The sequence below is a fragment of the Runella sp. MFBS21 genome, assembly GCF_029433105.1.
Lineage (GTDB): Bacteria > Bacteroidota > Bacteroidia > Cytophagales > Spirosomataceae > Runella.
Genome location: NZ_JARNTW010000002.1, coordinates 192417 through 205281 on the forward strand (window position 1 = coordinate 192417; position 12865 = coordinate 205281).

At 43.0% G+C, this 12865-nt stretch carries 15 protein-coding genes; all 15 read left to right on the forward strand.

All coding sequences use genetic code 11. The features are described from left to right. Nucleotides 1-242 precede the first annotated feature (242 nt). On the forward strand, nucleotides 243-1625 hold the full coding sequence (locus tag P1X15_RS05100) for an FAD-binding oxidoreductase (protein ID WP_277337065.1): 1383 nt from the start codon (nucleotides 243-245) through the stop codon (nucleotides 1623-1625). A 129-nt stretch (nucleotides 1626-1754) separates the two neighbouring features. Then, nucleotides 1755-2243: a Rieske 2Fe-2S domain-containing protein gene (locus tag P1X15_RS05105; RefSeq protein WP_277337066.1), complete on the forward strand. Its 489-nt coding sequence runs from the start codon at nucleotides 1755-1757 to the stop codon at nucleotides 2241-2243. 22 nt (nucleotides 2244-2265) lie between these two features. Continuing rightward, a complete protein-coding gene (locus P1X15_RS05110; protein WP_277337067.1) occupies nucleotides 2266-2709 on the forward strand; it encodes a thioredoxin family protein in 444 nt (147 codons plus the stop codon). Beyond that, entirely contained in the window at nucleotides 2675-3646 is a 972-nt protein-coding gene (locus tag P1X15_RS05115; RefSeq protein ID WP_277337068.1) for an FAD:protein FMN transferase, read from the forward strand. Before P1X15_RS05110 ends, P1X15_RS05115 begins: the two co-directional genes overlap by 35 nt. Nucleotides 3647-3885: 239 nt before the next feature. After that, complete coding sequence (locus P1X15_RS05120) at nucleotides 3886-4056, forward strand: DUF4266 domain-containing protein (protein ID WP_409049673.1); 171 nt, start codon at nucleotides 3886-3888, stop codon at nucleotides 4054-4056. A gap of 53 nt (nucleotides 4057-4109) precedes the next feature. Beyond that, nucleotides 4110-5321, forward strand: a complete 1212-nt coding sequence (locus tag P1X15_RS05125) for a DUF3570 domain-containing protein (RefSeq protein ID WP_277337070.1) — start codon at nucleotides 4110-4112, stop codon at nucleotides 5319-5321. A gap of 327 nt (nucleotides 5322-5648) precedes the next feature. Continuing rightward, the gene (locus P1X15_RS05130) at nucleotides 5649-6002 is read left to right on the forward strand and encodes a hypothetical protein (protein ID WP_277337071.1); all 354 of its coding nucleotides are present in this window, start codon (nucleotides 5649-5651) and stop codon (nucleotides 6000-6002) included. Beyond that, on the forward strand, nucleotides 5999-6589 hold the full coding sequence (locus tag P1X15_RS05135; RefSeq protein ID WP_277337072.1) for a DUF4255 domain-containing protein: 591 nt from the start codon (nucleotides 5999-6001) through the stop codon (nucleotides 6587-6589). Before P1X15_RS05130 ends, P1X15_RS05135 begins: the two co-directional genes overlap by 4 nt. Before the next feature lie 42 nt (nucleotides 6590-6631). Then, on the forward strand, nucleotides 6632-7462 hold the full coding sequence (locus tag P1X15_RS05140) for a hypothetical protein (protein ID WP_277337073.1): 831 nt from the start codon (nucleotides 6632-6634) through the stop codon (nucleotides 7460-7462). A 34-nt stretch (nucleotides 7463-7496) separates the two neighbouring features. Continuing rightward, nucleotides 7497-9305 (forward strand): phage tail sheath C-terminal domain-containing protein, encoded by a 1809-nt coding sequence (locus tag P1X15_RS05145; protein WP_277337074.1) that lies wholly within the window; start codon nucleotides 7497-7499, stop codon nucleotides 9303-9305. 40 nt (nucleotides 9306-9345) lie between these two features. Next, entirely contained in the window at nucleotides 9346-9783 is a 438-nt protein-coding gene (locus tag P1X15_RS05150) for a phage tail protein (protein ID WP_277337075.1), read from the forward strand. A 4-nt stretch (nucleotides 9784-9787) separates the two neighbouring features. Beyond that, the gene (locus tag P1X15_RS05155; protein WP_277337076.1) at nucleotides 9788-10234 is read left to right on the forward strand and encodes a phage tail protein; all 447 of its coding nucleotides are present in this window, start codon (nucleotides 9788-9790) and stop codon (nucleotides 10232-10234) included. A 7-nt stretch (nucleotides 10235-10241) separates the two neighbouring features. Then, the gene (locus P1X15_RS05160) at nucleotides 10242-10418 is read left to right on the forward strand and encodes a DUF5908 family protein (RefSeq protein ID WP_277337077.1); all 177 of its coding nucleotides are present in this window, start codon (nucleotides 10242-10244) and stop codon (nucleotides 10416-10418) included. A gap of 5 nt (nucleotides 10419-10423) precedes the next feature. After that, nucleotides 10424-11128 (forward strand): LysM peptidoglycan-binding domain-containing protein, encoded by a 705-nt coding sequence (locus P1X15_RS05165; RefSeq protein WP_277337078.1) that lies wholly within the window; start codon nucleotides 10424-10426, stop codon nucleotides 11126-11128. Then, the gene (vgrG, locus tag P1X15_RS05170; protein WP_277337079.1) at nucleotides 11129-12862 is read left to right on the forward strand and encodes a type VI secretion system tip protein VgrG; all 1734 of its coding nucleotides are present in this window, start codon (nucleotides 11129-11131) and stop codon (nucleotides 12860-12862) included. The last annotated feature ends 3 nt before the right edge of the window (nucleotides 12863-12865 follow it).

The following is a 12865-nucleotide window of genomic DNA, read 5'->3' on the forward strand; positions in this document are numbered from 1 at the left end:
AGAGTTCAAACTTGACAAGTCTTGTAAATGGACGCCAACAGACTTGTCAAGTTTATAAACGCAGTAGCCGTCAAACTTGACAAATCTTGCAAACTACCAAATGACAAAAGATTTTTAAAGTAGATAGATAAATGAGTGAGCCAAAAGGCGGGTCTTTACCCGCCTTTTGCTTTTTTAGGTAATCTTATTTCAATTGAAGATTTTTTTGTGGATACTTGTAAAGGTATTTGTTGATTCATTTTATGAAAGATATTGTAACACAGCTCATTGAAGTTTTAGGGAAAGAAGCTGTTCTTACCCACGAAGAAGCTGCGATGCGGTCGGCGGGTGTATGGGGAAAACCTCGGAATTTGGATGTTTTAGCCTTGGTGCGTCCCCAAAATACCGAAGAAGTTGCTAAAGTTTTGCAATTATGCCACGAAGCGCATCAGCCCGTAGTGCCTCATGGGGGACTTTCCAATGTGGTTGGAAGCGCAGTCACTGCCCCGCACGAAATTGCGTTGAGCCTAGAGCGAATGAATCACATTGAAGAGATTGATAAAATCAATAAAACCGTGACCGTCCAAGCGGGTGTGGTATTGCAGCATTTGCAACAGGCCGTTGCGGAGCAGGGGCTTTTGTTTCCTCTCGATTTAGGAGCTAAGGGAAGCTGTACCATAGGGGGCAATGTGGCGACCAATGCGGGCGGTTTGCAGGCATTGCGCTATGGCGTAACACGGCAGCTTGTATTAGGATTGGAAGCCGTTTTGGCCGACGGTACGGTGGTTTCATCACTCCACAAACTCCAAAAAAACAACACAGGTTATGATCTCAAGCACCTCTTTATTGGCACCGAAGGAACACTCGGCGTAGTGACCAAAGTCGTTTTAAAGTTAGAAGAAGCACCTCGAAGTCGAAATACTGCTTTTATCGCATTAGAAAGTTTTGAAGCTACGGCTCATTTGCTACGCTTTGCAAAAGAAAAATTGGCGGGCACTCTCACCACTTTTGAGTTGTTTTGGGAAGAATACTATCGCCTCATGACTACGCCTCCTTCTTCTTTCACACCTCCACTCCCTCACGGAAGCCCTTTTTATGTGTTGATAGAAGCACTGGGGCAAAATCCAGAAAAAGACCAACAACTCTTTGAAGCGATGCTAGAAGAAGCCTTGCTCAAAGGAGACATTGTGGATGCGGTGATGGCGCATTCACAGCATCAGCTAGATTGGTTTTGGGGAATTAGAGAAAAAGTAGAATATGCAGGGCAGCACCACGGCTGGGTCGTGGCTTTTGATGTTAGCTTGGCGATTTCGGATATGGATGCTTACATACGGCATATCAAAGCCCAACTAAGCCACCAATGGCCCGAATACTACTTTTATGCTTTTGGACACATGGGAGATGGGAATTTACACTTGTATGTTTATGTAGATGACGACTACGAATCTACGCGGCAGCAGATTGAAGAAATCGTCTATACGCCTTTGCAAGCCATCAATGGCTCGGTGTCAGCAGAGCATGGCATTGGTCTTTATAAAAAACAATGGTTGGAACTTAGCCGAACACCGAATGAAATACAACTTATGAAAACGCTAAAAAAAGCCCTAGACCCGCACGGTATTTTAAACCCGAATAAGATTTTTTGAGTCAAAAAAAACTTCAAATCCGACATATTATTATTTTGAAAATATCTAAATAGAAGTGTTTTAAAAAAAAGCTGCCACGGCTATTTATCGACTTACGTAATAGGTAAATAAATAAAAAGAATGTTACCTATGAATCGCTATGAATTTTTGAAATCAATGGGCTTTCGGGGGGGCGCATTGATGGCATTGCTGACCTCCTGTATCAGAGAAGAAGATACCTATGTAGAAGCGCTTACCATCTCTCCTTCTTCTAATACCACCCCAGTTGAGACTACTCCTCCGACAACTGGAACGACTGATTTAAGTACTATTAAAAATCCTTTGGTAACGATTGACCTTACAGCATCGGCCAATGCTGCCCTCAAAACAGTGGGAGGGTATTTAGTAAAAAGTGGGATTGTGATAGCTCAAGCAAGTGCAGGTGTGTACGTAGCGGCTACTCAGACTTGTAGTCATGAGCCTAAGAAGAGAGTTATTTTTAACAAAACCGAATTTTATTGTACCGATCACGGGGCCCGCTTCGACCTCACTGGAAAAGGACTCAATAGTTTTGGGAGTAAAGGTATTGCTGTTTATAAAGTCGCTACCGACGGAAAAACATTGGTAGTTTATAGTTAATTTACTTCAAAATTCAACCAACATGAAAGGTCTTATTTCTTTGTTAGTCAGTAGTTTATGGATGTCGTCGTTGCAGTGGGGAGGAGATTTTGAAAAAGCCAAAGCGGAAGCCACTCAAAATCATAAATTCATTTTACTCAATTTTTGTGGTTCTGATTGGTGCGGCCCTTGTATCAAACTCAAGAAGGATATTTTTGAATCAAGCGATTTTGAACAGTATGCGGCTAGTCGTTTGGTGCTGGTAAGAGCCGATTTTCCTCGCCTGAAAAAAAATCAATTAGAACCTCATCAAACTGCTCATAACGAAACTTTGGCCGAAAAGTATAATCCACAAGGTAAGTTCCCTTTTACGGTTTTGTTGGACGCGCAAGGCAAAGTCATAAAGCAATGGGACGGCTACCCAACTTCGATGAATACCCTCACTTTTATTCATGATATTAGTACCACGCTCGATGTCGCCAAGTGAAGTTTTAGTAGAAGAGCAGCTATATCGGCGCGTACTCAAACTCATGGGCAATCGCTTTGAGATAAGCGTAGTAGCCCATAATGAGGCTTGGGCAGAGGCGCGTATTGATGAGGCAGTAGCAGAAATAAGGCGAATTGAGGCACTTCTGACAACGTATAGAGAGGATAGTCAAACCAATCAAATCAATGCCAACGCTGGGATTCAGCCCACAAAGGTAGACCAAGAAGTATTTGATTTAATCAAACGCTCCCAACGGATTTCGGCGCTTACGCAAGGAGCTTTTGACATTACTTATGGTTCTATTGATAAGAGTCTGTGGAATTTTGATACGCACATGATTCGCTTGCCTGATGCTGCCACTGCTCGCTTGGCAGTACGCCTTATCGATTATCGCAATGTGATTTTGGATGAAACTACCACGAGTGTTTTTCTCAAACATCAAGGAATGCGTATTGGTTTTGGAGGAATTGGTAAAGGCTATGCTGCTGAAATGGCAAAACAGCTACTCATCAAACAAGGCGTAACGAGCGGTATTGTGAATGCGGCTGGCGACTTGACTACGTGGGGAATGCAGCCCAACGGCCACCCCTGGACTATTGGTATTGCTGATCCCAACGCTAAAAATGAGCCTTTTTCGTGTCTTAATATCAGCAATGTGGCCGTGGCTACGTCTGGCAATTATGAAAAGTTTGTGATGATTGACGGAAAGCGATATTCGCATACGATTGACCCCAAAACAGGATTGCCGGTATCAGGCATTAAAAGTGTGACAATTGTGTGTCCTAATGCTGAGATTGCAGATGCGATGGCCACGCCCGTAATGGTTATGGGAGTAAAAGTAGGCATCGACCTCATCAATCAAATGCAGGGAATCGCTTGCATCATCATTGATGAACACGACCGAGTGTTTACCAGTAAAAACATCAGAATTAACTAAAGAATTTGATAAAGTCGGCTCTAATTGGTTCTCCGCATAAATGCCCCGTAGGGGCTACATCTCGGTAAAAAATTAGAACGATACTCCGTATAAATGCCCCGTAGGGGCTAAAAATCGGTAGAAAAAATAAATCACCAAAAAATCCGCATTGATGCCCCATAGGGGCTACATATCGGTAAAGACCTATGAAAAAACAATGGAAATATGGGCTCTTTTTCACCCTATTGGTGGTGGGAAGTATGACCTCGTGCGTTTCGGTAAAAGAATACCAGAAAAGCCGTATCAATGACTCGGAAATGGAGCTGTCGGCTCGGAAGTCAGAAAAGTTTGAACAGAGTTTTTATTTGTACCGCGAAGGCGCTTCGGGGGCCAATGGCGGCAAAAGCGGTGGAGGCTGTGGATGTAACTAACCATGAAGCTGCCGAAGAGGTGGCTTTCTTAAAAACGAAATTTTGGTATCCTAATGAAAAAAATCATCATCACAGTAGGGCTGCTGACGAGCCTATTTAGGGGGGCGTATGCCCAAACTACCTCCACCGAAAAAGAAAATTACGAAAAACGTAAACTCAAACTCGAAGAGGTCAATTTAGTAACAAGCTACTACGGTCAAGACGGCAACAACTCGGCAGTGACGGGGGGAGTAGGTACCGAAAAACTCAATGATTTTGCCAATTCTATTGATTTGAAAATGTCATTTATTGACCGGAAAAGTCGCCAACATAGTATCGTCGCCGATTTCAACATCGACCATTATACCTCGGCTTCTTCCGACAACATCGACCCCCTCACAGTTTCGTCGGCTTCGCGTAGTGATACGCATATTTATCCCTCGCTATCATGGAGTATGAAAGACGACGCCACGCATACTACCCGTGGAATCAGTTATGCGTATTCTACTGAATATGACTATCATTCCAACGGAATCAACTTCAATTTTATTAAAGCTTCTCGCGACAACAACCGTGAGTTTAGCCTGAAAGCGGGGGCATTTTTTGATACATGGACGGCGATTTTACCCGCTGAACTTCGACCGTCGGGCTATGGGTCGGCGGCAGAAGGCGACCGCGACCCCGTGGCTTATAAACCTCGTAATTCGTATAATCTAGCCTTGTCGTTATCTCAAATCATCAATAAGCGTCTTCAAGTTTTGATTACGGTTGAACCCGCTTTTCAGGAAGGATTATTGAGTACGCCCTATCACCGCGTTTATTTTACCGACGGTTCGCATACAGTAGAGAAGCTTCCCGGCACAAGGTTCAAATTGCCGATTGGCGGAAGGGTAAGCTATTTCATGGGCGACCGCTTGATTTTGAGAGGATTTTATCGGTTTTATACCGACGACTGGGACATGAAAGCCCATACCGTCAATTTAGAAGCTTCTTACAAAATCACGCCTTTTGTTTCGGTAAGTCCTTTTTATCGGTTTAGTAATCAGTCGGCAGTGCGTTATTTCAAACCTTACGGGCAACACTCCAAAAACGACGCTTATTACACGAGCGATTATGACATCTCGGCTTTCACAAGCCATTTTGTAGGGGCAGGCGTACGCTTAGCTCCGCCGGGGGGATTGTGGGGTATCAAACATTGGAATACCTTTGAGCTTCGCTACGGGCATTATATGCGCACCACAGGGATGGTAGGCAATAGTGTGACATTGGCAGTAAAGTTAAAATAGAAGTATAAAAGCAGTTTCAGGCGAGAGTCATGGGCAAATAGGCTTATGAGTCTCGCCTGATTTTTTGTGTAGTAATAGATAAAGCTATGATTCTCTGAGCAAACGGTCGAAAATTGAAGTTTTTCGACCGTTTGCTCAATAGTTACCTTTTTATTTGATTTATTCCCTCCTTATTTCTTAATTTTATTTCACACTCGCCGCGGCTTCGATTTTTTTAAATCATTTTTTTTTGACCAAAACAAACCTTTTGGTGGTAGGTAAACCATGCAAAAAAATGCCTGCTAAAGAAACAGTGGCTCAGAAGACCAAAACAACTATGATGAGTATATGCAAAAAGTGGGGCAATACAAGGATGAATTGAGTGAGGTGAACAAATACAAGTACAAAACCACTGGAAGATTCAGGTTTAGTAACAACTCCCCCGAAATTGATGTCTTGGCCCAGACGGATGAGCTTTTATTGAAAAATATTTGGACTATCCTTGACAATACACCTCAGGCGGATTGGTGGCTGAAAGATATTGACTTAGATGGTTTGAAAGAGGATCTTATGAACCGTAAACGTCGCTTGTATTATCCTGCTGAAATTAAAAAATTAGAAGATAAAATGAATCGCCTACTTTTGTTGATGGACAATGAAGCAAAAGGGGAAATTGAATTGGAAAAAATTCTAAATGCATGATTTTTGAGGTAATCAAATTGATGAGTGAAGAGCTAAAGGCTTATATTGCTCCTTTGGCTGAGCAAACTCTGGTTGAGATTGGGAGTATTGCCAATATGGTAAATACCCCCAATGATACGATACTGCTATCGCTTGTCAATGTTGAAGAAGAAACTGCCCTCCGAAATATGCCACCGCCTTTTCAGCATAACGCAGCGGGAAATTTAGAACGTAAACAACCGCCCGTTTTTCTGAATCTCTATGTGATGGTTGCGGCCAATTTCTCAACAGATGCCAACTACGAAACAGCTCTAAGACGGTTGGGGCGAGTAGTACAGTGTTTTCAGCGCAAGACGATTTATACCGTAGCCAATACGCCCAATGTCTTTTTGCCAGCGGAAGCGGCTACTCTAAAAGTCACTACAGAGCTATATTCACTTACTTTCGAAAAACTCAATCAGCTTTGGGGAACTATGGGAGGCAAGCAGATTCCTTCGGTCGTATATAAGGTACGTGTAGTAGAAGAACAAGCCGAAATGCGCCTACCCGAAGGACCCGCAGTAATGACAGTGGAGGGACAATTTACGCAGTTTTCCCCATCCTCTTAAGGGAGTGATAGTTAGTGTAGGTTTCTCTAAATACCGAAAACAATGGCACTCGAAACATTCAGGGTGGGTTATGCCAAACTATTTGATGTTTGGATAGAGCACCACTATTTTTTGGATTTTGGTGAAATTTCGTTTCAAAACATCAGTCTTCTACCAGTAGATACGCAGCTAGCGCTTCAGCGCATTGGAGAGCAGTATGATGTTAGGAAGTTTTGGCACATACAACCCGATATTTCTACCAAAATATTGATGCAAAATCAGAAAATTATTTTTAAGCCTATACCGAGGGGGGTTAGGGTCGGGGTGGCAATCGACGAAAATCGCAAACCTCAAATCCCATTCTCGCAAGGTCTAAAATTGACTTTTGAAGTGATGCTCAATGACGGGTATTTTATGATTTATACCCAAATAGAAAAAGCAGTCGCAGACGGGTTAACCCAAATGGTGAGTGTAATTGAAGACAATGAAACGGTGCTTAGAAAAAACATCTTTAGGTTTAGTAACCAAGGGGAAGGAGTGGTTTTGAATACCAATCGTACGATTCAGTCAAGCGATTTAAAAGTTTTTGTTCCAGAAGTTGGTCGTACTTCGCCGCCGCCCTTGGGCATCATTGAAATAGAACACTCAGCTGTCAAGAGTTTACTTGATACCGAAGGAAAAGTAAGTGTCAATCCACCCAATTTTAGGCTTGTGTTCGCCAATCGAAAAACCCGCTGGTACTATCGTAATACTGAGGTAGCAGGAGGAATGCTGCCGCTGGTCAAACATGGAAGGGTAGAAGCCGAGCTGAATGGCCAGAAAATGGCAAATCCGACGCCAGTCCACACCATTTATGACGCTGTCAGCGATAGCTATTTTTCGCATATTTATTAAAACAGTTTTTTTCACTCTTTACATTTTTTTCAACATGGCAAGCTCACTCAATCTGGCAAGCTTAAAGACGCCTGGTGTTTATATTGAAGAAGTCTCTTTGTTTCCGCCTTCGGTAGCACAGGTCGATACGGCCATTCCTGCCTTTGTTGGATACACAGAAATAGCTCTCAAAAACGGCAAATCCATTACTGGAATTCCTACCCAAATAAAGTCGATGGTAGAATTTAGAAAGTATTTTGGGCAAGCCGCTAATCGCGAAATTCAGATTACGCTCAATGCGCTCAACAACATAGAAGGCGCTGAAGTAGGAACTAAAAAATATTTGTACGATAGCTTACTTATGTTTTTTGCCAACGGTGGAGAAAAGTGTTATATCATTTCAGTAGGAGGGTTTAGTGCTGCTCCCCAAATTTCTCATTTTACGGATGCCTTCGAACAACTTAAAAAATATGATGAGCCGACACTCATCGTAATGCCCGATTTGATGCGATTTGAGGGGACAGACATCAATCATATCGGTACAGTGCAGCAAGCGGCTATTGACCATTGCACCAAAATGCAGGACCGTTTTGCGGTGTTGGATGTCCAAATTGCCAACAAAAATTTAGAAGATGTAGCCGATACCGACATCGAAACCTTCAGAGCGGGGATTGGCAATCATCTGAAATATGCGGCGGCTTACTATCCTTGGCTATGTACGAGCCTTCCAGTCAATCCTACATTTCGGGCTATAACTCTACAAAAAGCAGGTGCAACCATATCCCTTGATAGTATTCTGGAGGGAAATTCGAAAGTGATAGCTACCAACGCTCGCATTTTGGCCGAATTTGTGGCTTTGGTAGAAGGAAGTGTACCTGATAATGCAGCTTACTTTAACGAAGGAGTGGATGAAATAGGTAAGACAGCCCGCTTGGCAATCATTCAAAATAATGTGGATGCTTTTACGAATCATTTGAATGATTTCTTGACGAACAAAGTACCATTGTTGTCAAACGACTCTCCCAACAAACTACGAGACGTTGTAACAGTCTTTATTGCTTCTCATCAAACCAAAGTAACTTCACTCAATACGGTCATTGGAGGGTTGGATAATGCAGGGGCTTCGCCTTTGGTAGAATATAATCAGGCATTTGGGCAAGTAGAAGCCTTATTTACAAGCCTAATTGCAAGTATTGAAAATAGCCTAAAAGGAGTGGAGACAGATTTGCTAGCCAAAGTCCCCTTGTATTCAAACCTAGTGGCTGCCGCCAATGCCAAAGGAGTAGTGATACCTCCTAGTGGAGCGATAGTAGGCGTCTATGCCGCTACCGACAATAATAGAGGTGTATGGAAAGCTCCCGCCAATGTATTGATAAACAACGTGCTAAGGCCAACGGTGTTTGTGGATGATGATGTTCAAGAAAACCTCAATGTAGATACAACAGCTGGCAAATCTATCAACGCTATTCGGCAATTTACGGGTAAAGGCACCCTGGTGTGGGGAGCACGTACCTTGGCAGGCAATGACAACGAATGGCGCTATGTATCGGTGAGGCGTTTTTTTAATATGGTTGAAGAATCCGTCAAAAAAGCTTCAAGTCAATTTGTATTTGAACCCAATGACGCCAACACTTGGGTCAGGGTCAGGGCGATGATTGAGAATTTCCTGACGTTGCAGTGGCGAGCGGGGGCTTTGGCAGGGGTCAAAGCCGACCATGCTTTTTATGTAAGGGTAGGCTTGGGCCAAACCATGACCGCAGAAGATATCTTGAATGGTTTTTTGATTGTAGAAATAGGCATGGCTGTGGTGCGTCCTGCGGAGTTTATCATTTTGCGTTTTTCTCACAAAATGCAAGAATCATAGCAGCTAGTAAATTCCCAAAAACACTTAATTTTTTAATAATATGGCAACTACATACCCACTGTCTCGGTTTCATTTTAGGGTCGAATGGGGCGGCGCTCGTATAGGATTTACCGAAGTTACTGGCTTAAATATCGAGAGGGCTGTGATTGAATATCGCGATGGAGCCTCGCCAGAATTTCACAAAATCAAAACTGCGGGCTTAGAAAACTTCCCTAATATCACCCTCAAAAGAGGCACTTTTGCAGGCGATGCAGATTTTTATAATTGGTGGAACAACGTGGCCATGAATACCATAGACCGCCGCGACTTGACGATTAGTTTGCTCAACGAAGAGCATAATCCCGTGGTAGTGTGGAAAGTCAAAAACGCTTGGCCTCTCAAAGTAATGTCGGGTGATTTGAAATCAGACGCTAGTGAGGTATTGATAGAAAGTATTGAGCTGGTACATGAAGGTCTAACCATCCAAAACGAAGCCTAGGTCCATGAGTCTGCTATATCCCCCAGTCGGCTTTCATTTTGTGGTGGCATTTGAAATTTTCCCACAGTCCCCTCAAGATGGCCGTTTTCAGGAAGTATCGGGGCTCAATGTCGAGATGCAAATGGAATCGCTGCGTGAAGGGGGAGAGTTGAGATTTGAGCATCAACTTCCCGTCAGAACCAAATACAGTGATTTGGTTTTGAAACGCGGTCTATTTGTAGGTTCTGCGGTGTATAAGTGGTGTAAAAATGCTTTTGAAGATTTTGAGTTTCAGCCCGTCAATCTGATGGTATCGCTCCTAAACGAGCAGCACCTACCCGTTATGTCGTGGCATGTGGTTCATGCTTTACCCAAAAAATGGGATATCTCCGCTTTCAATGCTGAGCAAAATACCTTTGCTATTGAAAGTCTCACTTTGACTTATCGATATTATAAAACAATCAGAATCTAACAACAAGATGCCCGTACTTATCAATGAAGTGATAGTGACAATGGTGATTGATGCCAATATTTCGGAGAGCATCAATGCGACGACAGTCTCTAAAAAAGAAGCTTACGAAATCCAACAAAAAGAGACCATTAGGCAGTGTGTGGAGCAAGTGTTGAGGATTCTTCAAGAAAAACAAGAACGATAAAAAGGATGGAAACGGGCAAACTCCAAAAAATGAAATTGGCTGGCTACAAAGATGTAAAATGTGCCAAAGGTACTGAAGTATCATCTTATACGGTTTTGGTCAATCCCGAAACTTATACGCTCAATTATGAAACCAAAATCAATACCGAGCAAGCGCCTGGTACAAGTTCTATCGCAGCACCTTACAACTTATCGCTGCCCCAACGCCTAGAATTTGAATTTTTGTTTGATGGTACTGGGGCATTGATGAGTGAAGGCGTTCCGAATCCGTTTGAGGTATCTAATCAGCAGCCTGTGAATGAGCAGATTGATAGATTTAAGGCTACTATTTTTGAAATCAATGGCGAAATACACCAACCCTTATTTATCAGATTAGAATGGGGCGCATTGAGTTTTGTAGGAATGGCCGAAAAAGTACAATTCATATACAAATTATTTAAGCCCGACGGTAGTCCGTTGAGAGTAGTGGCTAAAACCACCTTTGTAGAAGCCCTTGATAAAGAAAAAGAAGAAGCGAAAAAAAAGATGTCGTCGCCTGATTTGACCCACTTCCGAACCGTCAAGGCAGGAGATAGACTTCCACTGATGTGTCATGATATTTATGGGGATTCGACTCTGTATCGCGAAATCGCCAGGGTCAACAAAATCATCAATCCTAGAAAGCTAAAAGTGGGACAGCAAATCATTTTTCCTCCTATCCAAAAACAATAAATGGCCGGCCATTCTTACACGCAAGGTACAGCAAGTTACACTATAAAAGTGGACGACCGGAATCTGCCTCTAACGGTACAAATACGCTCTATAAGTGTACAAAAAGAAGTAAACAAAATTCCTACAGCGCATATTATCATTCTCGATGGGGACGCTTCGCAGCGGGTGTTTGAGGTAGGAAATAGCGATTGGTGTATTCCAGGGCGACCCATTGAGATTTTTGTAGGGCAAGCAGGCAACGAAACCAGTATTTTCAAAGGGATGGTTGTAAAACATGGCATAGAGCTGCGCTCAAGTGGTATGACACGGCTCAATTTGATGTGTAAAGATTTTTATGTAAAAACCACGATTGCGCCTGTTAGGAGATACTTGATTGATACGAAAGATTCGGTGGCAATCGAAACAATTTTGCAACCTTATGCGGGGCTGGAAATCCAAACTTCCGAGACTTCTACAGTGCATCCTGAACTGATTCAATATGATACTACTGATTGGGATTTTGTGGTGATGAGGGCAGAAGCCAATGGGATGATTTGCGTGGTAGAAAATGGAAAAATGACCGTAACAAAACCTAACCTTGAGCAAGAACCTATCTTAAACATGGCTTATGGTAGCGATATATTGGACATAGAAGCACAAATGGATGCCCGTCAACAATTCAAAACCCTAAAAACCCAAATGTGGGATTGTGTTGACCAAGTACCCGTAGAAGCCCTAGCTATCGAGCCTACTTTAGATCTTGGGGGAAATCTAAATGCACAGGCGATGGCTTTCGAATTACCTACAGACGTGGTGTGGAGTCATGGCGGAAAACTCGAGATGGGAGAACTGCAAACCCTGGCCGATGCGGCTCTTTTCAAACAGCGTATGGCGGCTATTCAAGGGAGATTGAGGATATTTGGAAATGCCAACATCAAACCAAATACGCTCATCAATTTGCAAGGCCTTAGTGAGAGATTTAATGGAAAGGTTTGGGTATCAGGAGTATTGCATAAAATCGAAGATGGTGTTTGGACTTCTGATATACAGCTGGGATGGTCGATGAGGTGGTTTGCGCAAGACAATAACCTCTCTCAGCAGGCACCTCCGCCTTTGGTACCGCCGATAGAAGGTCTTCAGATAGGGATCGTTACAGCCTTAGAAGGCGACCCTGAAGGCGAAGGGCGTATTTTGGTAAGAATGCCGATGATTTCGCCTCGCGCAGAAGGTTCATGGGCGCGTATAGTAAGCCTCGACGCAGGCACCGAAAGAGGATTTCATTTTAAACCCGAAATAGGGGATGAAGTAATCGTCGGTTTTTTACAAAATGACCCTCGCAAAGCGGTAGTTTTAGGAGCAGTACATAGTAGCAACAAGCCTTCACCGCTGCCCAATACCGACTCCAATCATTTAAAAGGGTATGTGTCAAGAAGCAAAATGCAATGGATGTTTGATGACGAAAACAAAACTATCACTCTCAAAACCGAAGCTGGCAACGAAATAATAGTTTCGGAATCCCAAAAACAGATTTCGATTCAAGACCAAAACAACAATAAAATCATCATGAATTCTGAGGGCATTGTGATAGAAAGTAGTAAAGACCTGACCCTGAAAGCCGCCGCTACTATAAAGATTGAGGGAATAAATATAGAAAATAAAGCCTCGGCCCAATACAAAGCAGAGGCTACGGCGAGTGTAGACATAAGCAGTAGTGGAACAGCTATCTTGAAAGGAAATCCAGTATTAATCAATTGAAAA

Coding starts and splice junctions, on each gene's coding strand:
- P1X15_RS05110 (WP_277337067.1), top strand. CDS start 2,266: ATGAAAGGTCTTATTTCTTTGTTAGTCAGTAGTTTATGGATGTCGTCG.
- P1X15_RS05100 (WP_277337065.1), top strand. CDS start 243: ATGAAAGATATTGTAACACAGCTCATTGAAGTTTTAGGGAAAGAAGCT.
- P1X15_RS05130 (WP_277337071.1), top strand. CDS start 5,649: ATGCAAAAAGTGGGGCAATACAAGGATGAATTGAGTGAGGTGAACAAA.
- P1X15_RS05165 (WP_277337078.1), top strand. CDS start 10,424: ATGGAAACGGGCAAACTCCAAAAAATGAAATTGGCTGGCTACAAAGAT.
- P1X15_RS05160 (WP_277337077.1), top strand. CDS start 10,242: ATGCCCGTACTTATCAATGAAGTGATAGTGACAATGGTGATTGATGCC.
- P1X15_RS05145 (WP_277337074.1), top strand. CDS start 7,497: ATGGCAAGCTCACTCAATCTGGCAAGCTTAAAGACGCCTGGTGTTTAT.
- P1X15_RS05105 (WP_277337066.1), top strand. CDS start 1,755: ATGAATCGCTATGAATTTTTGAAATCAATGGGCTTTCGGGGGGGCGCA.
- P1X15_RS05115 (WP_277337068.1), top strand. CDS start 2,675: ATGATATTAGTACCACGCTCGATGTCGCCAAGTGAAGTTTTAGTAGAA.
- P1X15_RS05140 (WP_277337073.1), top strand. CDS start 6,632: ATGGCACTCGAAACATTCAGGGTGGGTTATGCCAAACTATTTGATGTT.
- P1X15_RS05125 (WP_277337070.1), top strand. CDS start 4,110: ATGAAAAAAATCATCATCACAGTAGGGCTGCTGACGAGCCTATTTAGG.
- P1X15_RS05120 (WP_409049673.1), top strand. CDS start 3,886: ATGACCTCGTGCGTTTCGGTAAAAGAATACCAGAAAAGCCGTATCAAT.
- P1X15_RS05150 (WP_277337075.1), top strand. CDS start 9,346: ATGGCAACTACATACCCACTGTCTCGGTTTCATTTTAGGGTCGAATGG.
- P1X15_RS05135 (WP_277337072.1), top strand. CDS start 5,999: ATGATTTTTGAGGTAATCAAATTGATGAGTGAAGAGCTAAAGGCTTAT.
- vgrG (WP_277337079.1), top strand. CDS start 11,129: ATGGCCGGCCATTCTTACACGCAAGGTACAGCAAGTTACACTATAAAA.
- P1X15_RS05155 (WP_277337076.1), top strand. CDS start 9,788: ATGAGTCTGCTATATCCCCCAGTCGGCTTTCATTTTGTGGTGGCATTT.